The sequence below is a fragment of the Aeromonas sp. SG16 genome (assembly GCF_024436135.1).
Classification (GTDB): Bacteria; Pseudomonadota; Gammaproteobacteria; order Enterobacterales; family Aeromonadaceae; genus Aeromonas; species Aeromonas jandaei.
In genome coordinates, this window is the sequence record NZ_JANFNW010000001.1 from 142,251 (window position 1) to 167,612 (window position 25,362).

At 60.4% G+C, this 25,362-nt stretch carries 26 protein-coding genes and 1 tRNA gene; 5 read left to right on the plus strand and 22 right to left on the minus strand.

What is annotated here, in order from left to right; all coding sequences use genetic code 11:
* Positions 1-45 precede the first annotated feature (45 nt).
* The 5 genes from NOM67_RS00630 to NOM67_RS00650 all read left to right on the plus strand — a co-directional run bounded on the left by NOM67_RS00630 (position 46) and on the right by NOM67_RS00650 (position 10,407).
* Entirely contained in the window at positions 46-1,734 is a 1,689-nt protein-coding gene (locus NOM67_RS00630) for an FAD-dependent oxidoreductase (RefSeq protein WP_255933107.1), read from the plus strand.
* A gap of 186 nt (positions 1,735-1,920) precedes the next feature.
* Positions 1,921-2,583, plus strand: coding sequence for a DedA family protein (locus tag NOM67_RS00635; protein ID WP_185227358.1), 663 nt, complete (start codon positions 1,921-1,923; stop codon positions 2,581-2,583).
* A gap of 166 nt (positions 2,584-2,749) precedes the next feature.
* Entirely contained in the window at positions 2,750-7,639 is a 4,890-nt protein-coding gene (locus NOM67_RS00640) for an alpha-2-macroglobulin (protein WP_255933108.1), read from the plus strand.
* Positions 7,640-7,691: 52 nt separating this feature from the next.
* Positions 7,692-10,037 (plus strand): penicillin-binding protein 1C, encoded by a 2,346-nt coding sequence (gene pbpC / locus NOM67_RS00645; protein WP_255935083.1) that lies wholly within the window; start codon positions 7,692-7,694, stop codon positions 10,035-10,037.
* Between the two features lie 121 nt (positions 10,038-10,158).
* Positions 10,159-10,407 (plus strand): hypothetical protein, encoded by a 249-nt coding sequence (locus NOM67_RS00650; protein WP_255933109.1) that lies wholly within the window; start codon positions 10,159-10,161, stop codon positions 10,405-10,407.
* A gap of 55 nt (positions 10,408-10,462) precedes the next feature.
* Here the strand turns inward: NOM67_RS00650 and NOM67_RS00655 are convergent, their stop codons facing one another.
* From NOM67_RS00655 to NOM67_RS00760, 22 genes are all read right to left on the minus strand, one after another.
* The gene (locus tag NOM67_RS00655; RefSeq protein WP_255935086.1) at positions 10,463-11,401 is read right to left on the minus strand and encodes a hypothetical protein; all 939 of its coding nucleotides are present in this window, start codon (positions 11,399-11,401) and stop codon (positions 10,463-10,465) included.
* Positions 11,402-11,452: 51 nt separating this feature from the next.
* The gene (locus NOM67_RS00660; protein ID WP_255933110.1) at positions 11,453-12,700 is read right to left on the minus strand and encodes a site-specific integrase; all 1,248 of its coding nucleotides are present in this window, start codon (positions 12,698-12,700) and stop codon (positions 11,453-11,455) included.
* A 169-nt stretch (positions 12,701-12,869) separates the two neighbouring features.
* Positions 12,870-13,277, minus strand: a complete 408-nt coding sequence (locus tag NOM67_RS00665; protein ID WP_106843116.1) for a hypothetical protein — start codon at positions 13,275-13,277, stop codon at positions 12,870-12,872.
* Positions 13,278-13,334: 57 nt separating this feature from the next.
* Positions 13,335-13,577 carry a hypothetical protein gene (locus NOM67_RS00670; RefSeq protein WP_041208815.1) on the minus strand — a complete coding sequence of 81 codons (243 nt, stop codon included), beginning with the start codon at positions 13,575-13,577 and terminating at the stop codon, positions 13,335-13,337.
* 10 nt (positions 13,578-13,587) lie between these two features.
* On the minus strand, positions 13,588-13,776 hold the full coding sequence (locus NOM67_RS00675; protein ID WP_041208814.1) for a hypothetical protein: 189 nt from the start codon (positions 13,774-13,776) through the stop codon (positions 13,588-13,590).
* Positions 13,777-13,864: 88 nt separating this feature from the next.
* Positions 13,865-14,170 (minus strand): DUF4406 domain-containing protein, encoded by a 306-nt coding sequence (locus NOM67_RS00680; protein WP_255933115.1) that lies wholly within the window; start codon positions 14,168-14,170, stop codon positions 13,865-13,867.
* Between the two features lie 2 nt (positions 14,171-14,172).
* Positions 14,173-14,385, minus strand: a complete 213-nt coding sequence (locus NOM67_RS00685) for a hypothetical protein (RefSeq protein WP_255933116.1) — start codon at positions 14,383-14,385, stop codon at positions 14,173-14,175.
* 175 nt (positions 14,386-14,560) lie between these two features.
* A complete protein-coding gene (locus NOM67_RS00690) occupies positions 14,561-15,730 on the minus strand; it encodes a hypothetical protein (protein WP_255933117.1) in 1,170 nt (389 codons plus the stop codon).
* Positions 15,727-16,290: a hypothetical protein gene (locus tag NOM67_RS00695; protein ID WP_255933118.1), complete on the minus strand. Its 564-nt coding sequence runs from the start codon at positions 16,288-16,290 to the stop codon at positions 15,727-15,729. The genes NOM67_RS00690 and NOM67_RS00695 overlap by 4 nt, the downstream gene beginning before the upstream one ends.
* Positions 16,291-16,295: 5 nt before the next feature.
* Positions 16,296-17,225, minus strand: a complete 930-nt coding sequence (gene rdgC / locus NOM67_RS00700; RefSeq protein WP_255933119.1) for a recombination-associated protein RdgC — start codon at positions 17,223-17,225, stop codon at positions 16,296-16,298.
* A 22-nt stretch (positions 17,226-17,247) separates the two neighbouring features.
* Complete coding sequence (locus tag NOM67_RS00705; RefSeq protein WP_255933120.1) at positions 17,248-17,424, minus strand: hypothetical protein; 177 nt, start codon at positions 17,422-17,424, stop codon at positions 17,248-17,250.
* A gap of 58 nt (positions 17,425-17,482) precedes the next feature.
* Positions 17,483-18,061: a phage N-6-adenine-methyltransferase gene (locus tag NOM67_RS00710; protein ID WP_255933121.1), complete on the minus strand. Its 579-nt coding sequence runs from the start codon at positions 18,059-18,061 to the stop codon at positions 17,483-17,485.
* Complete coding sequence (locus tag NOM67_RS00715) at positions 18,054-18,674, minus strand: hypothetical protein (RefSeq protein ID WP_255933122.1); 621 nt, start codon at positions 18,672-18,674, stop codon at positions 18,054-18,056. Before NOM67_RS00715 ends, NOM67_RS00710 begins: the two co-directional genes overlap by 8 nt.
* Positions 18,671-19,891: a hypothetical protein gene (locus NOM67_RS00720; protein WP_255933123.1), complete on the minus strand. Its 1,221-nt coding sequence runs from the start codon at positions 19,889-19,891 to the stop codon at positions 18,671-18,673. Before NOM67_RS00720 ends, NOM67_RS00715 begins: the two co-directional genes overlap by 4 nt.
* A 53-nt stretch (positions 19,892-19,944) precedes the next feature.
* Positions 19,945-21,051, minus strand: a complete 1,107-nt coding sequence (locus tag NOM67_RS00725; RefSeq protein WP_255933124.1) for a hypothetical protein — start codon at positions 21,049-21,051, stop codon at positions 19,945-19,947.
* A 72-nt stretch (positions 21,052-21,123) separates the two neighbouring features.
* Complete coding sequence (gene bet, locus NOM67_RS00730) at positions 21,124-22,098, minus strand: phage recombination protein Bet (protein ID WP_255933125.1); 975 nt, start codon at positions 22,096-22,098, stop codon at positions 21,124-21,126.
* Entirely contained in the window at positions 22,095-22,937 is an 843-nt protein-coding gene (locus NOM67_RS00735) for a PD-(D/E)XK nuclease-like domain-containing protein (RefSeq protein WP_255933126.1), read from the minus strand. Before NOM67_RS00735 ends, bet begins: the two co-directional genes overlap by 4 nt.
* Complete coding sequence (locus tag NOM67_RS00740; RefSeq protein ID WP_255933127.1) at positions 22,934-23,584, minus strand: hypothetical protein; 651 nt, start codon at positions 23,582-23,584, stop codon at positions 22,934-22,936. Before NOM67_RS00740 ends, NOM67_RS00735 begins: the two co-directional genes overlap by 4 nt.
* Positions 23,581-23,949, minus strand: a complete 369-nt coding sequence (locus tag NOM67_RS00745) for a hypothetical protein (protein WP_255933128.1) — start codon at positions 23,947-23,949, stop codon at positions 23,581-23,583. The genes NOM67_RS00740 and NOM67_RS00745 overlap by 4 nt, the downstream gene beginning before the upstream one ends.
* Positions 23,950-23,951: 2 nt before the next feature.
* Entirely contained in the window at positions 23,952-24,143 is a 192-nt protein-coding gene (locus tag NOM67_RS00750) for a PA3496 family putative envelope integrity protein (RefSeq protein ID WP_255933129.1), read from the minus strand.
* 395 nt (positions 24,144-24,538) lie between these two features.
* On the minus strand, positions 24,539-24,784 hold the full coding sequence (locus tag NOM67_RS00755) for a hypothetical protein (protein WP_255933130.1): 246 nt from the start codon (positions 24,782-24,784) through the stop codon (positions 24,539-24,541).
* Positions 24,785-24,993: 209 nt separating this feature from the next.
* Positions 24,994-25,068 (minus strand) — tRNA-Pro (locus NOM67_RS00760).
* Positions 25,069-25,362 lie beyond the last annotated feature (294 nt).

Genomic DNA, 25,362 nt, shown 5'->3' on the forward strand with positions numbered 1-25,362 from the left:
GGTTGCTAATTTATTGGCCATTATCTTCTAGGAGGAGTCTTGCAGATGAAACGGATCCTGATTATCGGTGGGGTTGCGGGGGGCGCATCGGCGGCCGCCAGAGCACGCCGGCTGAGCGAAGAGGCGGAGATCGTGATGTTCGAGCGGGGCGAGTTTGTCAGCTTTGCCAACTGCGGTCTGCCCTACCACATCGGGGGGGATATCCCCAATCGGGATGCCTTGCTGCTGCAGACTCCCCAGAGTTTCAAGCGCCGTTTCAACGTCGATGTGCGAGTCTTTCACGATGTGATCGAGATAGACAGGGCAGGCAAGACATTGCTGGTGCGCAACCTGCAAACCGGTGAAGAGCAGCGCGAACCTTATGACGTGCTGCTGCTGAGCCCGGGCGCCGCACCGATCCGGCCGGCTTTCCCCGGTATCGATAGCCCTCGGGTGCATACCCTGCGCAATATCCCCGATATGGACCGGATTCTGGCCTCTCTTCACCACGAGAGGCCGCGTCACGTCACCGTAGTGGGCGGCGGCTTTATCGGGCTGGAGATGATGGAGGCGCTGCACCAGCGCAAGCTGGATGTCACCCTGCTGGAGCTCTCCGATCAGGTGATGGCACCGGTGGACAAGGAGATGGCCAACATGCTCCATGCCCGCATTCGTGAAGAGGGGATCGACCTGCGCCTGCGCACCGGCCTCACCGCCATCGAGAGTCTGGATCTGCCCGCCGAGAAAACCGCCGCCGTGGCTACCGCCAACAGCGGCGGCCTGCGCCTGACCCTCAATGACGGCTCCCATCTTGATACCGGTCTCTTGATCCTCGCCATCGGCGTCAAACCGGAAACCCTGCTCGCCGCCAAGGCGGGGCTGGAGCTGGGGCCGCGCGGCGGCATCAAGGTGGATGCCGGCATGCGCACCTCGGATCCCTTTATCTATGCGGTGGGGGATGCGGTGGAGGAGATTGACTTCGTCACCGGCGAATCTGTGCTGATCCCGCTGGCGGGCCCGGCCAACCGGCAGGGGCGCATCGCCGCCGACAATATGCTGGGCCGAAGCGAAACCTACAAGAAGACGCAAGGGACAGCCATCTGCAAGCTGTTCGACCTGGCGGTGGCCAGCACCGGGCTCAACGAGAAACGGCTGGTGCAGCTGGGATTGCCGTTCGAGAAGGTCTATGTCCATCCGGGCAGCCACGCCGGTTACTACCCGGGCGCCCATCCGGTCAGCCTCAAGCTGCTGTTTGCCCCCGATGGCAAGATTTACGGCGCCCAGGCTGTGGGCAAGGATGGCATCGACAAGCGCATCGACGTGCTGGCAGTGGCCCAGCGCGCTGGTCTCACCGTGTTTGACCTGCAGGATCTGGAGCTCACCTATGCGCCGCCCTTTGGCTCGGCCAAGGATGTGATCAACATGGCCGGATTTGTGGCAAGCAACCACCTGAAGGGGGATACCCTGCTCTGCCATGTGGCCGAGGTTGAGGCTCGCAATCCTCACCAGCAGGTAGTGGATGTGCGCAACGGCCCAGAGCTTGACAAGCTGGGCCGCATTCCGGGTGCCATGCATATCCCTCTCGACGAGCTGCGTGGTCGCCTCCATGAGTTGCCCAAGGAGAAAGAGCTGCTGATCAGCTGTCAGGTCGGGCTGCGTGGTCACGTTGCTTGCCGCCTGCTGAGCCAGCATGGCTTCAAGGTGAAGAACCTCTCCGGCGGCTTTAAAACCTGGCAGATGGCTACTGCCGAGTAACCCCTTTCTGTGCCTGTTTGCCCCTCTCCCTTGTGCGCGCAAGATGAGGGGCTTTTTCTTTTTGCCGCCCGGCGCCATTTCGCCGCATTTTTTTCTCTCTGCGAGACAAAATTAACGTTTTGTTCATGGGGGGAGTGCTATAACCCCTGCCTCGTTCACGGTGAACGTTGTGGTAGGGAGTAAGAGATGCTGGATATGTTGATGGCCATTTGGCATCAGGACTTTGATGCCCTGATCCAGATGCAGGCGGTGCCCATGCTCATCTGTTGTCTGATGCTGGTGCTGTTGCTGGAGTCGGCGTTTGTCTTTCTCCCCCTGCCGGGAGACAGCCTGGTGCTGCTGGCCGGTGGACTGGTGGGAATGGGCGTTCTGGGGACGGAAGTGACGCTCATCTATCTGCCGCTGGCGGCGGGGTTTGGCTCCGTGCTTGCCTATCTGCAGGGCAGGGCGCTGCAGCGCACCCGCTTTATGGAGCATATCGAGCGGATGTTGCCGCCAGACAGTTTGCCCAAAGCGACCCGGCTGCTGAACCGGTATGGTTTTCTGGCCATGTTTGCCTCCCGCTTTATTCCGTTCGTCCGGGTGCTGACCCCCATGCTGATGGGGATAGGTCGCCTGAGCGTGTTGCGCATGTGCGTGGCGAGTTTCGCCAGCGCCGTGCTCTGGTCACTTTGTCTGAGTCTGGTGGGCAAGCTGGCGATGACGGTGCCTTTCTTTGTGGCACACAGCGAACTGCTGACCCGCATGCTGCTTATCACCTCTCTGGTGCTCTTCCTTATCGCCATCACGGCCATCCTCTTTCGCTGGTTCAAGGGCGGCGCCAAAAGAGAGCAATCCCCCCTCCGTTGATTTCGGTCTGCTGAGTGTTCGGTCGCTCTGAAAGGGCGGCCGTTGTCGCAGCAAGGTTGCTTCTGCCTGTTGTCGCGAGAATCCTCTTTGTGTCAGGGGCGCTCGATGCTTTATCCTGTTTGCTGCCTCGCTGCTGTTGCAGCGGATCCCAGCCAGGATGGAATCTATGCGCCTCTTTCACGCTCGCCCGGTTTCCCGTCGCTCTGCCCAAGGAGCACACCCTCTGAATCGTCGCCGCTGGTCGGCCCTGCTGCTATCCGGGTTGGCCGGTTTGCTGCTGGCCGGTTGCGGCCCCGACAAGCCTGTCGCCAATGGTCCGACTACACAGCCTGCCGCACAGCAGGAAACGGGCGCGCCAAGCGCCGTGGTACAAGCCAATGCCCGCCAATATCGGGATGCGCCAGCGCTGGCGCTGGTCTTCTCCGGCCCCTTGGTGCCCAAGGCAAACTGGCAGAGCTGGCTCGGGGTCAGTGAAGGGGGCAAGCAGGTGCAGGGGGAGTGGATCCTGGCCGACGATGGTCGCACCCTCTATTTCCCGAACGTGCAGCCCGACAAGAGCTATGAGGTGAGCCTCAAGGCGGGGCTGGGCCCATCCCCCCAGAGCTGGACCCTCAAGACCCGGCCGCTGGAGGCGGGGGCCTCCTTTACCGCCAGCGGTATGGTATTGCCGCTGCGCGACGAGCTGCGCCTGCCCATCAGCGCGGTCAATGTGGACGAGGTCAATATCGACTTCTTCCGGGTCGATGCCGAATACCTGCCCCGCTTTCTGGCCGAGTATCGCCCCGGTGCCGGCATAGGCAACTGGGAGCTTGAGCAGATCACCAAGCGGGCCAAGCGGGTGTTCAGCGGCCGCTATGCGCTGGAGCTCGATGCCAACCGGCGCGAGACCCGCCTCATCAATGTGAAGGAGCCGCAGCTGGCGGAGGCTGGTGTCTATTTTGCAGTGATGTCGCCCCTTGGCAATTACGACTGGCGCAAGGAGACCACCTATTTCGCGGTGAGCGACATGGGGCTCAGTGCCCGCCGTTACCGCGATGAGCTTGAGGTGTTCGTCAGCTCCCTGGCCAGCGCCGACCCGCTCAAGGATGTGCAGCTCTCCCTGCTCGACGAGAAAGGCAACCGGTTGCAGGTGCAAACCACCGATCCCCAGGGCCATCGTCGCTTCGATCAGGTGCAGGGGGCTCGCCTGCTGCTGGCCGAACAGGGCAACCATCTGGCGGTGCTGCGTCTCGATGGGGCTGCGCTCGATCTCTCCACCTTCGATCTCGGTACCCAGCCCTGGCAGGCCCAGCAGCTCTATCTGTTCAGTGGGCGCGACCTTTATCGCCCCGGCGAGCGGCTCGACAGCGAGATCCTGCTAAAAGGGCAGGATGGCCAGCTGCTGCCGGGCATGGCGGTAGAGCTGGAGGTGAAACAGCCGGACGGCCAGCTGCTCGAACAAAAGCGGCTGCTACCGGATAGCCTTGGCGCTGCCCACTACGGTCTGCGTTTGCCGGATGATGCGCCGCTCGGGCGCTGGACCATCAACCTCAAGACCGCCGCCGGCAGTCGCTTCGAGTGGCCCTTTCTGGTGGAGGAGTTCTTGCCGGAGCGGCTGAAACTGCAGCTTGGCAAGGGGCCGGATGGGGAAGTGACGAGTCTGGATGCCGCCCTCAGCCTGCCACTGCAGGGGGACTATCTCTACGGCGCGCCGGCCAGTGCCACCAAGGCCAAGGCTGAGGTAAAGATCAGCCGCGCCATCATGCCCTTTACCCAGTGGCAGGAGTTCACTCTGGGTGACGTGCTGCTTGCCGAGCAGGCAAAGGATCTCGAGCCTCTCAATCTCACCCTCGATGCGCAGGGGCAGGGGACTTTTTCGCTTGCTGATGAACTCGATGGGGTGCGCGCCCTCGGGCCGCTGGAGGTGGCCTATCGGGTATCGCTCGCCGAGCCCGGTGGCCGCGCTGTCAATCGCAGCCGCACCCAGTATGGCTGGCCTGCAGGCAGCCAGTGGCCGGCCCTCAAGGCCGATTTCGTGGCGGATCGGGTAGAGGGGGGCAAGCCGCTCCCCTTCCAGATCCTCAACCTCGATGAGCAAGGCCAACCGGTGGCGGGGGCGGTGAAGGTGCGCCTTATCAACGAGTACCGCGACTACTACTGGCACTACGCCGATGGCGAGGGGTGGAAGTACGAGTTCAACAGCCAGCCCTATCTGGAGCAGGAGCAGACCCTGCAGCTGGATGGCAAGGGGCCGACCCCGCTCACGCTGCAACTGGCGGCGGGCTGGTATCGATTGGAAGTGGAGAACAGTCAGGGCCATCAATCCAGCCTGCGGGTAGAGATCGGCAGCTACGCCTGGGGCGGCGGTGGCGAGCAGGCACGGCCCGACAAGATTGCTATCACTCTCGACAAGCGCGCCTATCAGGCGGGTGACAAGGCCCAAGTGACGCTTGTGGCGCCGCGCCCCGGCAAGGGGTTGCTGCTGGTGGAGGATGGCGACGGCCTGCGCTGGTGGCAGCGCATCGAGCTCAAGGGCGCAGGTGGCGATGCCAAGGATGCCCGCGGCGAGTTCGAGATCCCGGTCAGTCCCGAGTGGCAGCGTCATGACCTGCATATCTCGGCCCAGATCGCCGCGCCAGACAGCGCGTCCAAACCGTCCGGCAAGCAACAGGGGCAGAGCCTGCGCTCGGTCGGACTGGTGCCGCTCACCCTGGATCGGGAAACGCGTCGTCTGCCGCTTACCCTGAGCGCACCGGATAAAGCGGTGCCGCTTACCCGGCTGGAAGTGACCGCCACCTCCACCCCCAACAGTCAGGGGCGCGTGGTGCTGGCGGCGGTGGATCGGGGCGTGCTCAATATCAGCGACTACCAGCCGCTCGACCCGTTCGAGATCTTCTTTGGTCGCAAGCGCTTCGCTCAAGATTTGTTCGACAACTACGGCCAGGTGATCCCGCCGCAGGATGGCAAGCTGGCCCGCCTCAATTATGGGGGTGACCGGGCGCCGCTGAAAAAGGGTGGCGCGCTGGAGAGTCGGGTCGAGATCGCCGCACTGTGGAGCGGCGAGGTGAGTTTTGACCAGCAGGGCAAGGCGGTGATCCCGCTCGATTTGCCCAACTTCAACGGCGAACTGGCGCTGATGGCGCTGGCCTGGAACGAACAGCAAGTCGGGGAGGCCGAGCGCGCCGTCAAGGTAGTGGCGCCGCTGGTGGCAGAGATCGGCTGGCCGCGCTTTGGCGCGAGAGGGGATGAGACCCGGGCGCTGGTGCAGCTTCGCAACATGAGCGGCGAGGATCTGACCCTCTCCCTTGTCTGGACCCTCAACGGCGGGCTCAAGGCAAATGGCGAGCTGCCCGGCACCCTTTCCCTTAAAAACGGCGAGGAGCAGTGGCTGACCCTGCCGCTCACCGTGACCGGGGCGAGCGGCGTGGCAAGCCTGCAGTTGGCGGCCAGCGGCAAGGATTTTGCCATCAGCCGCGACTGGACTTTGCCGCTGCGCTCCCCCTGGCCTGCCGAGACTCGCCAGCGCTATCAGATGTTGGCTCCCGGCCAACAGATGAGCTTCGCGCCAGCTGAGCTGGTCGGGCTGGATCGCGCCAACCTGCAGGGGCTGCTCAGCCTCTCCGGTACTCCCCCCTGGGATCCGGCTGCCCAGTGGCAGGCGCTGGCCGATTACCCCTATGCCTGTCTGGAGCAGACCTTGTCCCGTGCCTGGCCCTACTTGCTGACCACGGCCGATGAGCGGGCCGCCTGGCGCAAACCCGCAGAGGGCAAGAAAGCGGCGAGCGAGGCGGATGTGCTGCGTGCCCTGCTGCAACGGCTGCAGCGGTTGCAACTGCCAAGCGGTGGCTTTGGCCTCTGGGATGGTCGCTCCGACGAGGAGCAGTGGCTCACCGCCTATGCCGCTGACTATCTGCTGGCGCGCAAGGAGGCGGGTGACGCAGTGCCGGAGGCGATGCTCAATCAGGCTTTGAACCGGCTGCAAAACTATCTCACCGACAGTCAGTACGGTGAGCGCTGGAGCAGTGCCCCCGAGCACAGCCGGCTGGCCTATCAGGCCTACAGTGCCTATGTGCTGGCCCGGGTGGGCAAGGCACCGCTCGCTACCCTGCGCCTTATCTGGGAGCAGCAGGCTGATCACGCCCGCTCCGGTTTGCCGCTTTTGCACCTATCGCTGGCCCTCTCGGCCATGGGGGATGAGCAGAACGCCGCCAAGGCCCTCAGCCAAGCATTGGCGACCGAGCGTGGTGATGACTATCTGGGTGATTACGGCTCGCCGCTGCGCGATCAGGCCCTTGAGCTCTCCTTGCTGCGCCAGCACAAGCTGGCTGCGGAGCGCTGGCCTGCTCTCAGCTCCAAGGTGGCCGATACCCTGGCCCATCGTCAGTGGCTCAGCACCCAGGAGCGGCTCGCCCTGCTGCGACTCGCCCGCTTCGATCCGGCCGCCGACTGGCAGGCCAGGGTGACTTCCTCTCTTGGCAGTGGATCCCTGAGCGGTTCGGCTCCGTTGCAGCAGGGCGCCCCCGAGGCGCTGGCGGCGAGCACCGTCACCAACGAGGGCAAGGGCTCCCTCTATGTGCAGCGCACTCTGGTCGGTTACCCCGAGCAGGCACCGGCACGGATCAGCAAGGGGATGAGCGTGACCCGTAGCTGGTTCAATAGCGACGGTCAGCCGTTTGATCCCGCCAAGGTGAAGGTGGGCGATCTGGTGGTGGTGCGGCTCAACGTCAGCAGCGAGTCGGCGGTGCCCGATGCCCTGCTGGTAGAAATGGTGCCCGCCGGCTTCGAGCTGGAGAACCCGGCCCTTGGCAACAGCATCAAGTTGGAAGAGCTCTCCATTGAGGGGAAACCGGCGTGGCAGAGCGAGTGGAACGACTATCTCAAGCATCAGGAGTTTCGCGATGACCGCTACACGGCAGCACTCGATCTGAGCGAGGGGAGCAACCAGCAACTGGTCTACCTGATGCGGGCGGTGACGCCGGGTCGCTATCAGGTGCCGCCGACCCAGGTGGAGGATATGTACCGCCCCGAGCTGCGTGCCGTGGGTGAGGATATCCATGAGGTGATCATCTCTGAGTAACATTCCCTCCCTTGAGCGGGTTCGCCCGCTCACTTTCTGGCAGCGTGGCGGGCTGAAATTAGTTCGCAGCGGCCGCGCTGGCTGGCGCTGGCTTGGTCGCCTGCCACGCTGGCTGCGCTTTTCGGTGCTGGGCGTTGTAGCACTGATCCTGTCATTGCTGGCGCTGGATCGACTCTTCCCGCCGCCACCGCTCGACCCTGCCTACGCACGGGTGGTGCTCGACATGAAGGGGCGACCGCTGCGCGCCTTTGCCGATACCAGCGGCGTGTGGCGTTACCCCGTGACCCTGGAGCAGGTCTCCCCCCGCTATATCGAGGCGCTGCTCGGCTACGAGGATCGCTACTTCTGGCGTCATCCCGGGGTCAATCCGGTGGCCATGGTGCGCGGGGTCTGGCAGTGGCTGCGCTATGGGCGGGCTGTATCGGGCGGCTCGACCCTCACCATGCAGGTGGTGCGTCTTATCGAGCCCTACCACCGGAGCGTGCCCGGCAAGCTGCGCCAGATGGCCCGCGCGCTGCAGCTGGAGTGGCACTACGACAAGCGCACCCTGCTCACCGTCTACCTCAACCGGGCGCCGTTTGGCGGCAATCTGGAGGGTGTGCAGGCGGCAAGTTTTGCCTATCTCGGCAAGAGTGCGGCCAAGCTGACCTATGCCGAGGCGGCGTTGTTGGCGGTGTTGCCGCAGGCTCCCAGCCGCAACCGGCCGGACCGCCATCCCGAGCGGGCCCGCACCGCCCGTGACAAGGTGATGCAGCGACTGGTAGCGCAGGGCGTCTGGCCCGAACAGGTGTGGCTGGAGGGGCGCATCGAGCCGGTGCTGGCCCGCGGTCACTTCACGCCGATGGAGGCGCCGCTGTTTGCCCGCCTTGCCGCCGATAATCAGGCCGGGGCGCTGGTGCACACCACCATAGACGGGGATCTGCAGCGTTGGTTGGAGGGGCGGGTGGCCAGCTATATTCGTCGCTTCCCCGAGCAGACCTCAGCGGCGTTGCTGTTGGTAGATAACAAAACCATGGCGGTGCGCGCCTATGTAGGCAGCGCCGAGTATGGCAATTTGCGCCGCCACGGTTACCTCGACATGGTGCAGGCGATCCGCTCTCCCGGCTCTACGCTGAAGCCCTTCATCTACGGTCTGGCCATGGATGAAGGGTTGGTGCACTCGGCCTCCCTGCTCTCCGATGCACCGAGACTGGGCTCGGAGTATCGTCCCGCCAATTTTTCCGGCGCCTTTCAGGGGCCGGTGACCCTCGCCCAGGCGCTGCAGCAATCCCTCAACGTGCCGGCAGTGCAGGTGCTGGAGGCGCTGGGGCCGGACAAACTGGTCAGCCGCCTCGACAACGCCGGGGTGCGGCTGGCCCTTTCCGACAAGCCCAATCCGGCCATAGCGCTGGGGGCGGCGGGCATTCGGCTTGAGCAGTTGGTGGCGCTCTACAGTGCGCTGACCCGTGAGGGGCAGGTGGCCATGCCGGTCTGGCTGGCGGGGCAGCAGGCGGTGTCGCGCCCTTTGCTGAGCCCGGGAGCGGCCTGGATCATCTGGCAGATCCTGAGTGCGCAGGGACGGGCGGATCAGCCCTTTGCCAGCGAGGCGACTGGCCGGGTCAACCGACTGGCCTGGAAGACCGGCACCAGCTATGGCTATCGTGACAGCTGGGCGATGGGGGTCTCAGGTCGCTGGACCATCGGCGTCTGGCTGGGGCGCCCCGATGGCACCCCCTTGCCCGGTTTTTACGGTCAGAGTGCAGCTGTGCCGCTGCTGCTCTCCGTTTACTCGCGGTTGGCTGACAATAGCCCCCTGCCGGCACAGCCCAATACGGTGAGCGAAGCAGAGATCTGCTGGCCGCTGGGACGCAAGGCCAGCGCGACCCTGCCTGAAGCCTGTTTGCAGCATCAGAGCGCCTGGTTGCTGGAAGGGCGCGATCCTCCCACCTTGCCGGATCCCATGGACTGGCCCTCGCCGCTGCGTCAGGTTGCATTGACCGCCGCGGGCAAGCCGACGCTGACCCGTTGCCCCGATGCGGCGCAATCTGGCTTCTGGGCACTCTGGCCATTGTCGCTGGAGCCGTGGCGGTCCTCCGGCGAGCGACGGCAGGCGCTGCTGGCCAGCGGTTGTGCAGGAGAGGGGCAGAGCGCCGAGCAGCAGGCCCCCATTCGCATCGTGGCGCTGGGGGAGGGTAACCTTATCCGCAGCCAGCGCTATCGGTTGCAGCCCAAGGTGCTCGGCGGTGTCGGCAAGCCGGCCTGGTTTCTCAACGGCCAGCGGCTGCGCTGGGATGGGGATCAGGTGCTGAGTGTGGCGGGTCGTTATCAGCTGGTGGTGGTGGATGAGGCGGGCAACAGCGATCGCATCGAGTTTCGCGTGGTGCATCCTGACAGTGATGCCGGCACCATCACCCGTTGAGCGTTTTGCCGACAGCCATTGAGGTGAATGTAATTAACCATTTTAAATGCATAAATATTGATTGGATGAATTAATTTTTGAATAATTGCGAGTTCATTCAAATCCAATCGGGAGTTCTCTTTTGCTGCGTGTTCTGTGTCCCTTGCTGGTGCTGATGAGTTCGGGCTGTGCCACTACCAATCATGCTGATCACCATGTTTCTCCTGAACGTACCGGGTTCTATTCACCTTTCGAACCCGCTTCCGAGAGTTTTGTACGTTGTTATCAGAAACAGTTTGCCTGTACCCCTGCCAATATCCGCCGTGACAGGGCGATGGAAGCGCGCCGTGACGCACAAGAGCGGGCCAATCACCGGGTTGATGATTGGTAGGCTGCAGAAAACGAGAGGGGTTGGCAGATGCCAACCCCTTTTTCATTCAGCCAATTCAGCCCGGTTGGCGCAGATGACCGAGCCGGGTGAAGAAGTGCTGGCTCTTGCGCTGGTGAAAGTGGCTCTTCTTGATGGGATGGAAGATGAGGTCGCTTTCGGGATGGCTCGCCTTTAACTGATGGAGCATCGCCACGGCGGGCAGGCTGGTGCTGACCAGGGTGGTGAGTGGCATGCTGATGGTCTCGGGGCCGAGCAGTTGATTCAGCCCTTGCCGGGCCTGCTCGAAGCGGGTCAGAGCCGCCGGATCGGCATAGCCGCTACCGAGCATGGTGAGCAGGTTGTCGAGGGCCAGATGAAATTCGGCCAACTGCTGGCGAAAGCCGCTGCGCCAGCGCAGGGCGATAAGCTCGGCAAAAGAAATCTCGCCGAGGTGAGTGGGTACTTGCAACGGGATCTCGAGGTGGAAGCAATCCTGACCGCCGCGATTGTGGTAGCGGGATTCGAGCAGATGGAGCAGGCGGTCCAGATAGTCGTGATCGGTAATGAGCGCCCCGTCATTGGCGAGTGCCCACTCACGGGCGAGACGCATGGAGAGCAGATTGGCAAAGCGCCGTGCCATTCTGATCCCCCCCTCATCCCGGCTGGCAAAACCATGGTTGAGGCAAAAGCCATGCAGCCGCTCCAGCCCCGCTTGATCCGGACAGAAGCAGTCGTGGTTGGCCCCCTGACGCCAGCGGGTGACCAGCTCCTTGTTGCCAAACACCTTGTGACGGACAAAATCGGGGGCAAGCAAACCGCTTAACTGGCTTTCTAGTTGTGGAGTGATGGTGGCAAAGAAGGCGGCATCGGGTCGCTCGGCCAGCAGATCGGTCTCCTGCTCGAGGGTTTGCTGCAGGGCGGTGAGACCGCTCTTTTCGCTGACGGTGAAGACAAAGGCGAGCCGCTCCAGATAGAGCAGAGCAAACTTGAGCCAGAGCTCGTCACGTACCTCCATACCGGGGTAGTAGATGTAAGTTTTTACCACTTTAAAAACAATGCCTTATAGTTATTCGCCGTTTTCTTGGGGCGTGGTTGGGGCAAAATGGCCTTTTGACGTCATCAGTTCCCAGATCCGTGCAGCCTCAGATTTGCTGGCTGACGCGATCCACTTCCCGTAAACGGATTGAAGCATTTCAAGATCTGCGTGACCCATCTGGTCGGCGATATAAGCGAGGTTTCCGTGCGATGTCAAATTCCAGCTGGCGAAAGTATGCCGCAGTTGGTAGAGACGGCGATACCGGATCCCGGATCGCTCGACCACCCGAACCCACATGCTCACAAAGCCAGACTGGGTAAACCAGTATCCTGAGTTGTGTTCAAACGTAGAGGTCAGCTTCGGCGAGAACACTGGCCGAACGGATATGGTTTCCTTACCGTCCTCCAGGTCAACGCTGATCACCACAGGCTTTCTTGAGTAAGTGAGTTCACGCTGACAAGATAGCGCCTCTATCACTGGTGGCTGCATATCAACCACTCTAACCAAGCCGGTCTTTGGCAGCTTGAAGTAGTCGCCACCAGGGCTGACGCTGCGCCTTACCGTAATCGTCCGCTTTTCGAAGTCGATATCTTCCCACGCCAGAGCGCGAAGCTCACCGGGGCGCAGGCCGGTATAAACAGAGATGGTGATCATGCGCTGGTGCTGAACGTGAGTGCAGGCATCCAGCGCCAGCAGGTACTCTGAGTATTCGAGCGGGTCGGCAGGTGATACATTGCTGGAGGATACCAGCTTTACGGCCGCCAGCATCTTGCTGGCATCTTTCATGATGTCGTTTCTCTCGCACCATAGCAGAAACTGGCAAAAGCGTTTCAGATAGGTGTTCACCGTGGCTGGCCGCAGTTGCACCATAAGCTCGTTACGCAGCCGCTCGAGATCCTTTGGCTTAAAGCTGGCCATGTCCCGATCGGCGCCGAGAATGGAAATGCAGGACTTGAAACCATACGGGTAGATCTTTCTGGTGGTCGGCTTGAGAGTTGGCTCAAGCAGTTGCCAGAACTCAGCGTAGGCGCTCCCAAGCTGATGGCGTTTTCTCACCGGGCCGAACTTGTTCGCCGCTCCACTGTTTGGAAAGTGAGAGGCGTAGTTGAAGGTGTTGATGGCGATCTCGTGCTTTATTGTGGCCAGCTTGTTGGCTGCGAATTTCACGTTCGCTTTTGTGATGGGGAGGTCCAATACCTCCCGACACCTGACGCCTTTATAGGTGAAGTTGATGCGCAGTTTTTTGCCATGAACTTCCAATCCGGTGACGCCAGCCACTAGATCATCATGCTTGACTCTACCCACTTGTCATACTCCGCAACGTTGTAACGAATCTGGTTATCAGGGGCACGGCGCCATACCAACCCCTCTGGCCAATCTCCTTTGAGTCGCCGTCCTTCGGCGGCCTTCTCTGTCATACCGGTAAGTTCAGCGAAAAGCTTTGGCCTTACCCACTTGGCGCAGGGGTAGACAAATTGCTGCATGGTTTGGTCCTCGCGGTTAAAAGAGACTCGAGTCGGTGACGCCCGAGCTGGTTGTAGTAAAAGGTTTGAACTTGCTTGCGGGAGTTGGCCGCCTGGTCAAGACGGTATTCCCCCAGTTCGGTGGTTTTTAAGTTGTGCTGGTTGGCCAGCCTGCCGATGGCTTGGGCACTAACCCCCAACTCCTTGCCCAGATCGGTTGCGCTCCATAGCTGTCCGGTTACCCGCGGCGCTTCGATTGGCAAGTCGAAGTGAGCCAGGATGCGGCCGATCTCGGCGAGCTTGGCCGATTGGGAAAGGGTGGGGGAGAGTACGGTATTAACCAGATCGTCCAGCAGTTGGCTGCTCTGGTCGATGAGTTGTAGCTGTTGCATTGGCGTGGCCCTCCTGTCCTTGAGGATGGGGCGCCAATTGGATTTAAGGAAGGGCCGTTAATCCTCTTCATCAAGGATTGGCACGTAGACATCCGACATGTCTGAGAACAATTCTTCGCCTTCTATGCTGACGCAGTTGACTGAATTGCTCATACATATGATTTCATCAACTACGCGCCTGAGCTCGTCTCGGTCTAACTCCTCATCATTAAGTAGTTGCTTGGCCGTATCCCTGAGCGAGCGAACCTCTTCACTTAGGTTTCTGCGCCAGCCGTTCATACTAAACCCAACTTTTGGCATTAATGCATCCTCAACTTTGCAGCGGTTGCTGCTTTGGTTCGATTGTCACCACCCCGAGATCGCACTCGAACTGGATGGGCTGGCCGTGGTCTGCCGCGACCCAGCACATCACCCTGGCCATGCAGCCAAGAGCCTCCTCGGTACCGAGATCCGCCATAGCGGCGGCGATCTGCTCGGCAAATTCCTTGTTGTCAGCCATCAGCCACCCTTCACAAACAGGTCGGCCGCCACGATGACGGCCAGAATGCTAATGGCCAGGATTGCGATCCCGGCCGCCTTTTGTTTGGTCACGCCGCCTCCTCATGCAGGATGGAGGTCAGGATCACCGGCTTGCCGAGCTTGATGGCCAGTGCGTGCTCTGCGGTGGCCCCGGCGCTGCGCTCCCAGTTGGGGAGCAGTACCAGCTGATCGGCAATCTTGACCATTTCGATGCAGATGGCCATGTATTCGTGCTGCTCAAGGCCATCCGGTAGGATTGCAGGGTTGAGCGCCACATGGCCAAGGCCTTGAAGGCGATCTTCCTCCTGGTTGAAGGCGTCGCGGTTGAAGTTGGGCAAGCCGCTCATCGGGCCAGCAATATAGATTTTCGCCATGGCTATTTCACATCCTTCATGCTGATCGAGATCCCGACGTAGGGGCACTGGGCGCGGTACACATCGCGGCCGTGCTCGCGCTCGATGCTCCGGCAGCGAAAGCCAGCGCGGGACTCGGTGGAAATAGGAAGGCCAGCTGGTTGGCTGGCCTGTAGTTGGGCTATCTGGTGCAGGGCGCGCTCGAGAGCCGCCTGCTTGTTGGGGTCAGTCAGCATCGCCACCCCCTGTACCCGATAAAGCCGGGCTCCATGACGCGCCGGAACGGCAGCACTGGGAGGTGGGCTATCAGGGTCTTGAGCTGGGGGTTATCTGGCTGGCTGTCGATGGTGACTTTGGCTCCGGGGTTGATCTTGAGGTATCTCTCCCTGGCGTCGGATGCTTCTTCCCGAGTCAGGCCGGGCTGGATGATGGGGGCTCGGTAGCGCACGGCTCACCTCCTTGGCGTGGCGGAAGCTGGAAGGAGTCACCAGTCCACGGCACTTCACCGGCAATCCGCTTAAGCAGCGCAGCGGCGTCGTGGGCTGGGTCATCACTGAACCCGTTCACGATGGACTGCAGCACGGTTATCAGCTCAAGCTCCTGACCTTCGGTAATAAGTCTTCCTTGTGGCTTAGCTTCAAGCATGGCTTGGTAGTGGCCAAGCCATATAGCCAGCTGAATGTGCTGCTCAGCGCACTCGCCACTACCATTTGATTTTTCAATCGCGTGCTGGATTGCTTCGTCAAGGCTCATGGCTTTTCGCTGGCATGTATCTGCACCATGAACCATATCGAGCGGCTGATCTGGTTGGTCTGGCATCTTGCCAGCCAGCGCCACCTCGATGCGATCAAGCAGATCACCACGATTGGCGCAGTCTTGCGGCAATGGCGGGATAATGCGGCGCATTACCTCATGCGACTTCTGCAGCAGATCCAGCGCCACCTTGTGCTTACTCTGCAACTGGTCGTGCTGCTCCTGCAGTTCGCGGTAGTCGGCGGCGACCGGTGAGGTGGTGGCATCAGTCCATTCGGTGTCATGACGACCATGGCGCAGGCTAGCCAGCACTCTGTCGCGAGCCGCCTTAACCTGATCCCACACTTCCGCGCCGTTCTGCGCACCTCCTGGTGCGTCAAGCCCTACGCAGATGTCGTGCAGCTCATCCATCATCATGGCGAGCGCATTGCTGCTGATGCACTCAGTAACTTGACCTGCCAGCACGGAGTCGATGCTGTCAATCAGCTCTTCAATCGCCACTGACTTATCTTCGCTTGATTCTTCCATTGCGAAGATGAGCGGACTTCTCGCTTCGCGCAGCAGTCTCTCCAGCTCCAGCTCGCGCTTGTGGTGGTTGGCCAGCAGATCTAAGCGTGACTTTAGGCCATTTTTTTCTGGAACTTTACCGCAGAGAATGGCTCGATCTATATCCATCCCTGTGCGGCTTCGCTCTTCAAGGAGCTGATTAATGCGCTGATTCAGTGGCCCTACTTCTGAAAAGGGGACAAAAGCCCCCTCCTTGTGCTCTTCCATGCAGAGCCCAAACGCGCCGCGCTTGTCGCTCGATGTGCAGTTGTATCGCTTCACGATTGCTCTCCTTCCACAAATTCGAGGGCGGTGGCCACTTCCGGCAGCAGCTCATCCCAGCTGGCGATGTCGCCGCTCTTGTGCCAGCCAGTCACGCCTTGGCTGTTGTTCATCACTCCATGCACGCCATTCAGCGCATCGAGCAGCACATCCCGCTGCTTGGTCATGGCCTCAAGCTTCTCAACTGGCGTGAGCCCTTCGGTGCGCTGCAGGGTGATGGTGAAGGGGCCAAGCTCAGGCCGAGCCCCTTTTACTTCCAGATAGTTGTTGGCGCCGCGCTCGACGAAGAGGCTGGCATAAGCGGCGATAAGGGCTTTCTCTGCCAGCTCTGGGTGGTTGGCCACGAACTCACTCAGGCTCATGCCCTCAAGATCCTCGGTGGCATATCCGTCCAGCAGGTTCCAGCAGGCGACGATGCGGCGGCCGTTTTCCTTTCCTTCGCAGTTGGGAAAGCCTTCATCAGTTCTGGGCCAGAGCTCACAGACGCCGTAGCCATCGACTGATCCGACCGACTGGCCGTTACGAAAAAGGGCCAGAAGGCCCTTGGTGTGTTCGGTCATGCTGCCTACTCCTCTGCCGGTGCCTGGTAGTCCATCATGGTGCAGAGGTCGGTGATGGCCTTTGACAGCAGGATGAGGTTGGCTGCGTTGCACTGGCTCCAGTGGTGAGCGTAATCGTCTGCATCATCGTCGGAGTCATAATCCGGCATGGTGATGGCGCGCAGGCTGAAATCGCTGTTCAGCTTGAAGCTGATGGGCTCGTGCCACAGCTCCAGCTCCTCCACCTGATAGCCAGCCTCCAGCAGGGAAACCACGTCAGAAGCGCGATCGCCGTTGAGATCCATGCCCTTGAAGGTCACCATCTCTTGCGCGGTGTCGGCAGACTTGAGCTTGACGAACTGGAGCGGGGAGAAGGGGCCGAGCGCTTCCGGCCGTTCTGCGCTATCGGTCAGGTAGTCTTTCAGGCGGTTGCTGATACCCATCTTGATGTTGTCGATGTGGATGGTCTGGGTTTTGAGCGAGCCCATGCACTTCACCAGCAGGTGCATAACCACATTGAGCGGGCGCTTGGTGGTGGTATTGAGGTACAGCAGCTCGTTTTTCTGGTCGTACAGGGCGTGGATGAGCGTAGTTTCATACTCAGCGGTGGCGGCCATCTCGACAATCAGCTGCTCCTTCATGGCCTGCTTCTGTTTGCGAGAGACCTTCTCGCACAAGCCGGAGGCAAGCAGTTCGTCAACGCGCTCTTTGAGCTTGCGGTTGACGATCTTGGTCGGGATGAGCTTGGTGTCTTGGCGCACGACGAATGCGAAACCGACTCCGGGCAGGTTGGTAACCAGCTCGCCGGTCACCTGATTGTTCTCGAACCCGGCGCAGCTGAGCTGGTTTTCAGTGAGAGGGGTGAAGGCAAGCTCGGACAGGTGTTCGCGCAGGGCGTTGATGGTCGGGAGCTTGGCGCTGTAGACGCTGGCAGATTTGAGTACGGAGTGATTCATGGTCAGAGGTCCTTTTGGTAGGTTAGTTGCGGGCTTTCGCCTGCAGGTCGTGGAGTTTCTTGGCGGCTGCTTCGGCCTGTGACCGGTTGCAGATGGTCCCGCCTGGCAGTACAAACTTGCCGCGCAGCTTGGGGTGTGGCATGACGACGCCCAACCCGATGACTACCGCGCCGCAGTAGGGGTTTTCCGTGTCTTTCATGGGGTTCCTCGACTTATCCACCGTTTCTGTGTGGCTGGCGGTGGATGGTTTGGGGGTATCAGGCTGCAGCGCTGACGGGCTCTGCTCCGGCAAGTAGCAGGGTGAGCCTGCTGACATCGCGGATCCGGCACTCGCCGCGCCAGTTGGGGGCGAAGATGAGGAGCATTGATCCCTTTGGGTTGCCCTTCATCTCTTCGCCTGTTGCCTTGTTGATGAAGCTAACCCGGCCGTTGTGCCACTTGCCGTTATCGTCGTGGTAGCCGGTGATGTGCCGCACCTCGCTGGCGCGCTCACCGGGATACCATTCTGTGCTGGTGTCCTGCGGGACCAGCATGACGGTGCCGATGCCGCGGCCCTGCTGCTCGATGGCCTTTTCCACCCATGGCCCGATATCGGAGTAGGGCGGATTGAGCCAAGCCCAGGGCGATCGCACAAACGGGCTGATAAAGTCGCCCCAGTCCACGCTCAGGGCGTCGATATCCGGCGTCAGGAACTTCTCGCAGAGCGCCGTTTCCGGCAGGGCTGCGGCATCGAGGGCAAAGTTGAACTCCAGATCCAGCGCCCTGAACAGATAGAGCGGGGTCTGAGTCATGTCGCGGGTGGCCTCTGGAGTGGTGGAGCCGCGGTAGTCAGCCATTGGCGGCCTCCTTTTGGCGATATGGCTCCCGATAAGCCTCCCAAGATGCGGTGTCTACATTCGCAACATCTATAGTGCCTTCACCAACGGTCCAGTGAGCGGCATAAGTTCCACCAGGAAATGTGAATGACACCTTTGCTGGTTCTCCATCACCGACCCACTTAACTTCTACGCCGGGGAATTTATCGGTTACCAACTTGATGGTGGCTTCTTTTCTGGCCTTGGCTTCGGCTCGGGCTTTCAGCTCTGCATCCCGGCATGCTGGAGTGCAGTAAATGCAGTCGCCTTCTTCCACCGGTTGGTGCATGACTTCCTGACCGCTTTCTTTGTCGTAGTGGCAGCTGTCCTCACACACCTTCCGGTAGCAGTGTGAGCACTCAAACCACCAACCATGCGCAATCAACTCAAGCGACGGCACTCTCCCTGCGCTGGCATATTTGTCAGCCCAAGGCAGGCGCCGGCAGCTCTCTATGCACTCAAAATCAGTATTAAGCTGATTCGCCCCAATCCTGCGAGCGGCTATCCCGCTGGTAGCAAACACAACCTCGCCGTGTTCATCATCCTGCACGCTGTAAGCCTTGAGAGGCTTCACGGCGGTAATTTGCTGACTCATGCCGCCTCCTTGTGCTGTTCCGGTTGCTGGCTAGCTGTGAACTGCTCCTCCCACAGCTTCACTTTGAGCTCGCAGGCATAGACGATCTGGCCGACCAGCTTCTCGCCAAGACCTTTGACCTTGTTCAGTTTGTTGCCCTGGTGGCTCATTACCTTGTAGAGGGTGTCGATCCCGGCATCCTCAAGCGGCTTGATGGTGCGAGGCGGCAGGCCGCATTCATGGATGCTTACCGTCTTGGCCCACTCTGCACGCGGTTGCAGGTGAGGGTGGCTCTGCTCAAGGGCCTCCTGCATGAAGGCGAAGATGTCCCGCGTCATCTCGTCAGGGATCCCGGCACCATATGGCGTCGGGTAGATGGGGTTCATCCACTGGCTCAGCATGACCGAGCATCCGGAGCCATCGGATTTCATGGCGTGCAGCTTCCAGTTGAGGTCGTTGATGAGGTAGGGGAGGTTGGATTTCAGGCCATGATCCACCAGGTAGACGTTCCAGAGAGCACCATCCTTGTCCTTGTAGGTGTTTCCGAGGTGTTTGTGCCAGACCAGCTTGGCAGCGCGAGCGCTCTCCAGCTCCATGATGACGGCGTGGCGGCGCTCCAGCTCGCGATCCTGCTCATTGATAGCGCCAAGCAGCTCACTGATGCGTCGCTCGAGTTTCAGCACCTCGGCTCGGTAGGCAGCATCGTTGCTCTTGTGCTTGGCGATCGCGGCGCGCTGCTGCTCCAGCAGGTCGTTTTTCTCCTTGATGCGGCGCTTCATGCCTGCCGGGTCCATGGCCTTGAGGTCGGCAAGTTGGCGATCGGTCTGGCGTGAGGTGAATTGCAGGGCGCTGAATTTGGTCTCCACCTCGTTCATGGCGCGTTGCGCCTTGTAGAGCTCATCTGCCTTGGCTTCCAGCTCGGCAGCGCCCTCTTGCCGTGCTGCTGCGATGCGCTGCTCGGCTTCGGCTACCTGCTGGCGCAGCTGGCTGACCAGTGCGATCTGGTCATTCAGCTCTCCATCCCGGGCTTCCAGCTGGTCGATGAGCCAGTTGAACTCGTCGATATGGGCGTTGGCCGACTCGCTGACCATGGTCAGGTTGGCGGTAACGATAGGCTCCAGCCCAGCGACTGCCTGCTTGCAGTGTTCGGCTGGCATGTCTGCCAGCAGTCGGATCTGGTTGGTGATGGTGTTAAGGGCAAGGCTGGTTGCCTCACTGGGGTTCAGTTCGGTGGTCATTGTTCGTGGTCCTGTTGTAAAGCGAAAGCCCCGTTGGCGGAGGGGCTTGTTGGTCAGTAGTTGATGGAGAGGTGCTCGATCTTGTTGCTGGCGATGTGCTTGACGAGGTTAATGGCGAAATCCTCAGAGAGCCCCATTCCCATCAAGTCCATCACGATGGCACTGTTGATGCGGCCGCGGTGGGCGCGGTCTGCTGCGCGGCGGGCATCTTCTTCGGCTTTAAGAAGCTGCTCTCTCTCGATGCGCTGGCGTTCTTGCTCTGCGGCGCGGGCGGCAGCCTCTTCCGCTTGGCGGCGGGCATTTTCTTCGGCTTGCAAGCGGCGTTGCTCTGCCTGCTCTGCTTCGGCAATGCGGCGGGCCTCTGCCTCCTGACGGGCCTTCTCTGCGGCTTCGGCGTCGCGGATGGCCTGCTGCTCGCGCTCTTTGGCTTCGCGCTCGCGGCGCTCGGCATCGAGGCGGGCCTGCTCTTGGCGTTGGGCTTCGGCTGCTGCGGCCTGCTCTGCGATGCGGCGCTCACGATCTTCCTGCTCGCGGGCTGCCTGCGCTTGGCGCAGGCGCTCCAGCTCGGCGGCTTGCGCTTCACGCTCCTTGGCCTTTTCAATGGCGGTGCGCAGGTGGAGCACCGCAGCATCCTTGGCCACACCGGCTTGGGCTGTCATCTCCTCCCAGCTGTCATCGATGGCGATCGCTTCAATCTGCTGCAGGTAGTGCTCCAGTTCGGTGCTCGGCAGCTCGGCGGTGGCTTGCTTGGCATCGGCGAAGGCGGTCATGCGCTCCTTGAGGGCGGCAACCCGGGATTCTTCTGCCGCTTCGTACTGGGTGAGCGGGGCGCGCACCTCGTCTTTCAGGGCATCCAGCGTGTCGCGCAGTACCTTGCGGTTAGCATCGATGCGCTTGGGGATCTCTTTGTACTGGTCGGTCAGCTCTTTGCCGATACCGTCCAGATAGGTTTTTGTTTTGGCAACGGCATAGGCGACGCTGGCGATCTCTTTGCGTCCCTTCACAGTGGTCACGTCCGGCACCAGGCTGGATGCCTTCTGGCGGATATCTGCCAGCAGTTCAGCCACGCCATGCCCCTCGGTAAACAGGGCAACGGCGGTGGTGGGTTCGATGACAACCAGCTGGGTCTGGGCGGTATCGGTCTTGGCTTGTTGGGTCATGTCGGGGTCCTTGTGGCGCTAGGCCATAAAAAAGCCCGCTGGTTGGCGGGCTGGATTGGTTGAAGTGGTGGATTACGCTTGCGACTGGTCGAGTTGGCGCTTGCGCTCGCCAGCGATCTGCTTGATGCCTTTGACTGTCTGCGGGTCGCCGGTGCCGTTGGCCCACTCCCACGCGACGGTGTAGGCTCTTTGCCACTCCTCGCCGGAGGATGCGCCCTCGATGGCTGCGCTGTGGTCGGCGTAGGCGCTGGCGTGGTCAACAGGATCGACTGTTTCGATAGGGGGTTCCGGTTCAGCCTCGAGCGTCACCGGCTGATCCATACTGCCTTTCATGGCGGCAAGCGTGCGGTTTGGCGCTTTCTGTTGCTGTACCTGGGCACCAGGGAGCTCGTTGATGATGATCTCCTTACCTTCCATCTCTTCGGCGGTCGGCTCGCTGCCGATCTCAGGCCATGCCTTACGCAGCGCTTGCGCCTCGGTACACTTGGCCAGCTGGGCATATGGTCGCTTGCGCCACATGGCGTTGGGGCACTCGGTCTTGCCGCTCTGAGTGGCGTAGTTCTCCTTCCAGCGCTCAAGGGCATGGAAGGCAACCCGTTGACCGTCGATCATCTTGTAGACGGTGTATTTGCACCACTGCGGATAGGTGACCTTGATCTTGACGCTCTGGTTGTATGGGTCTTGAAACTCCTCGGTCACATCAGGTCCAAACACTGGCTCATCAGCGCCAGCGTAGTTGCCGGATCGGTCTGCCTGAATGCGGTACATGCCGATACCTGGCATTGGCACATCTCGCCACACCTTCTCCTTGGTGCGAGCATCAGTGACCTGCATGGGTACCAAATGTACCGGCTTGAGCAGAATATCCAGCCCGCGCGCCTTGCAGTAATCGATGGCCATCACCACAGAGTCAGGGTTAGCGCCAGGGTAGATGGTGTTGCACAGGGCGTTCCAGGTTGGCTCATCGATGCCGCGCTGGGCCAAGATTGGGAACTCGGCGGCGAAATTCTCCGCCGCCTGCTGCTTGATGATTGCGATGTTGCTCACGCTGCTCTCCTTGCCCATGCCGGGCGGGTAAGTGGTATCAGGTCGTGCCAGTCGTTGTTAACTCGGCACTCGTGGAATTTGCGCAGGTCGCGGCGGTAGAGGTCTTTTCCTGCCTCTTTCCACTCCTGCTCCAGCGGGCGAACCCGCACCGGGTAGCGGCCGCACTCAATGGATGAGCTGACCGCGATAAAGATGAAGTCCGGGATCTCGTCGTAAATCTCGCGAAAGCCGTCGGAGTACATAGCGTCCTGAACGTGGTAGCGAAACTCCTCGACGTGGCGCTCGAAGCGGCCCATGTCGTCCACCTTCTTCACGTCAGCCAGAATTGGGTAGTTGTTGAGCTTCTTGTCTGGCCGGCAGCGGCAGAGCTCTTCTGTCTCGCGGTCAGTCCAGTACAGAGACCCCTCGCAGATGCCGTCCTGTTCCAGCAGCCAGCGGGCGTCAGGGTGGGCGAACACGCTTTCGCGCATCAACTCCAGCTTGTGCCCATCCTCTGCTGTCATGATGGTCTTGCCCAGATCGGCGCAGTTGGCCAGAAACTCCTTCTCTTCCTCCTTGCCAGCGTTGGTGCGGCGGTTGAACTCGGGGGCGATGATGAAGCGATCCTTGAACTCTTCCGGCTCCAGCAGCAGGCAGTGGATGGCGGTACCCATATCCAGCGCCTTGAGCTTTTCCTCGTCAACCGGCGCGCTTTTGCGCCAGACGTAAGTAGCTGGGCTTACGGCAATGTCGTCGAGCTGTGATTTGCTAATGCCTGGGCCGGAGTGGTACTGCTCGTTTGATAGCCCCAACACCAGCCCTTGCGGCAGGGCCAGGCTGGTATCGACGGCGGCGTTCATATAGCCTCCTTTATTGCCTTCATCACGCCATGAAACAGGCCTGGGTGTATTCGGTCCATTTGCGGCCTTAGCTCAATGGCAAGATTGGTTTTGCACTCAACCCATGCGTAATGGGCATCGACAGGTGAATCAAACAGGCCGAGGTGGATGCTTTTTCTGGTAATTGGGTTTCTGCATCTTGACTCGAATGTATTTGGCTCTTTATGCAGGCGAACACCTATAGGCCATTTACCACGAAGCGCAGCCCTGTCAGTGTTGAAGCTATTTAGCCATGAAGGAACATAGATGCAGTTATCTGGCGAGTAGATTTTCGAGTTACCAAGAAGGTCTTTATCAAGCTGCCAGCCATCTACGTGATGCTTAATCCACCATTCCCTAAACCCCATAAAAGAGTGCCAGACAGAGCCAACGGTAACGCCAATATAAGTTGGGTTTTTGATGTGACTCGTCTCGCTGTACGCCCTATACAGCATGTGGCTCCAGGTCTCATAAGCAGGGCAAGTGACCTGCTTTCCATCAACCCTTGGTTTTGTTAGGTAATCGGCATCATTAACACCTATCCCATGCAATTTCTTGCGAAAAGCCATTGCGCGACTGTTGGCTGGATAGTTGGATCGAAGCCACTCAGAAAGTTCAACGCCTTTCATGCTGCGCTCCTCTGCAGATACCTTTCAAACTGCTCTTCGCTCATGGCGGTTTGCAGCTCGGCGAGGTGGTTGCTCCATGCGTCATGGGCAAGGTTGGAAAGGCCGGCATCCACCACCTGCTGGATAAACTGCACCAGATGGGAGTGATCGCCGTCGTTCATCAGCAGCCAGATGGCTTTGTTGTACTGGCGGTACTGGTCGTTGTTGCTGAGCTCACACAGCAGGGTTGCCGGGTCGGTGCCCAGCATGCCTGACATCAGGAGCGGTCGGTTGGTGGCTACCCACTCGGCGATCCACTCGGCTTTGGCGTTTGCCTCAGCTTCGCGGCTTTCGAGCAGAGCCAGCAGAGCGGATTCTCTGGTCATGGCTATAACTCCAATTCACGCTGCAGGGCGCGCTTCTCGTGATACTCCTCGATAGCGCGGCGGGTGGCGGTGCGTTCGTGGGCGCTTCGGCGCTCTGCTGCACTGGGTTCGACGTTCACGCTGTAGCGGTGTTCAGTGCGGGGCGGCATGGAGCCGCGAAAGCCCATTACCTGGGCCTCGGTCAGTTGTTTCATGGTCGTGGTCCTCTTGGTTATCCGATGGCGGCCACAGCTTCGACGCTATGTTGTTGCCAGCTCCACTGGAGCCGCCTTGGGATACCCGCTGTTGCCAGCGGGCGAGTTATTGGATTGGCCGCTTTTAACGGCTGTCGGTTACATCATTCGCACTCCCTGTTGTGTTGATGTCGCAATAGTCGAGTGATAAATCGTTCACGTTCACGCACCGCTTTCCGAATTGACGGGTTATCGGCGCATCCCTACCGGCATCGGGATTCGTGTTTGTGAGCCGGTTCCTAGTTGTTAAAGAGCGAGCTCAGCCGAATTTGGCGTGAGCGAAGCCAAAGCGCACTTTTGGCACTTTTTGAAATGGGCTTTGGCTACGGCGCTATGAGGGAAGCGCCAGGCCCAGGTCAGACGGCGTTACGGTGAAAATCTGCGCGCCAGTGGGGGATGGCGCTGTGCTTGGTGAAGCCTGTAGTGCGGCGCTGGGCGGCGCGGGCTGCCACAATGCGGTGTTGCTCTGATGCCAGCATTGCAACGTGAAGGCGCTGGCGAATGGCGCGGCGGCGGGCGGCGTTGCCATTAAACTTGTCTGCGATAGCGAAGATGAATTTGTCTGCGCGTTTCGCGGCTCTGGAAAAAATGTGCTTGGTCATGGTACATTCACTCCTGTTGGCGAGTTGGTCCTCGCTGATACTCACTGGCTTTGGCTGGTCGAGGTCCTGATTGCTGGGGTTGGTCCCCCGGCATTCTATGACCGGGTGGTACCCGGTCCTTCAAAGCCCGCCTCGTGCGGGCTTTGTCGTTCTTACGCGCTGGTCAGGCGCTTTACTTCTGGTCGTCCTGATTGCTGGGTGTCTTAATTTGGTCGGAGATACAGGGATCGAACCTGTGAAGCCCTCATCCCAAATGAGGTGGCATACCGCTTGCCTAATCTCCGATGTTGCCGGTTACCTGATCCGGCGACCGCTAGCGTCCAGTTAAAGGCTGTAGCCCGGCCGGTCTGTTGTTCACTCACCTTCCAGCAAGCTCGGTTCGGATAAACACGCAACGCGTGTTGCTACGAACTAGGCGGGATCGATGACAGGTGCCGCCTCATTACTCCATGCCACCATTCTCAAGACCTTCACCACGATTGGCCGCCTTCCACGCTGCCCCTTGCTGTTACCGGTCTTGGTTCGGTGGATTGCTTTACCGAACGATTCAAAGGTTAATATTCCCGATCGGTATCGTC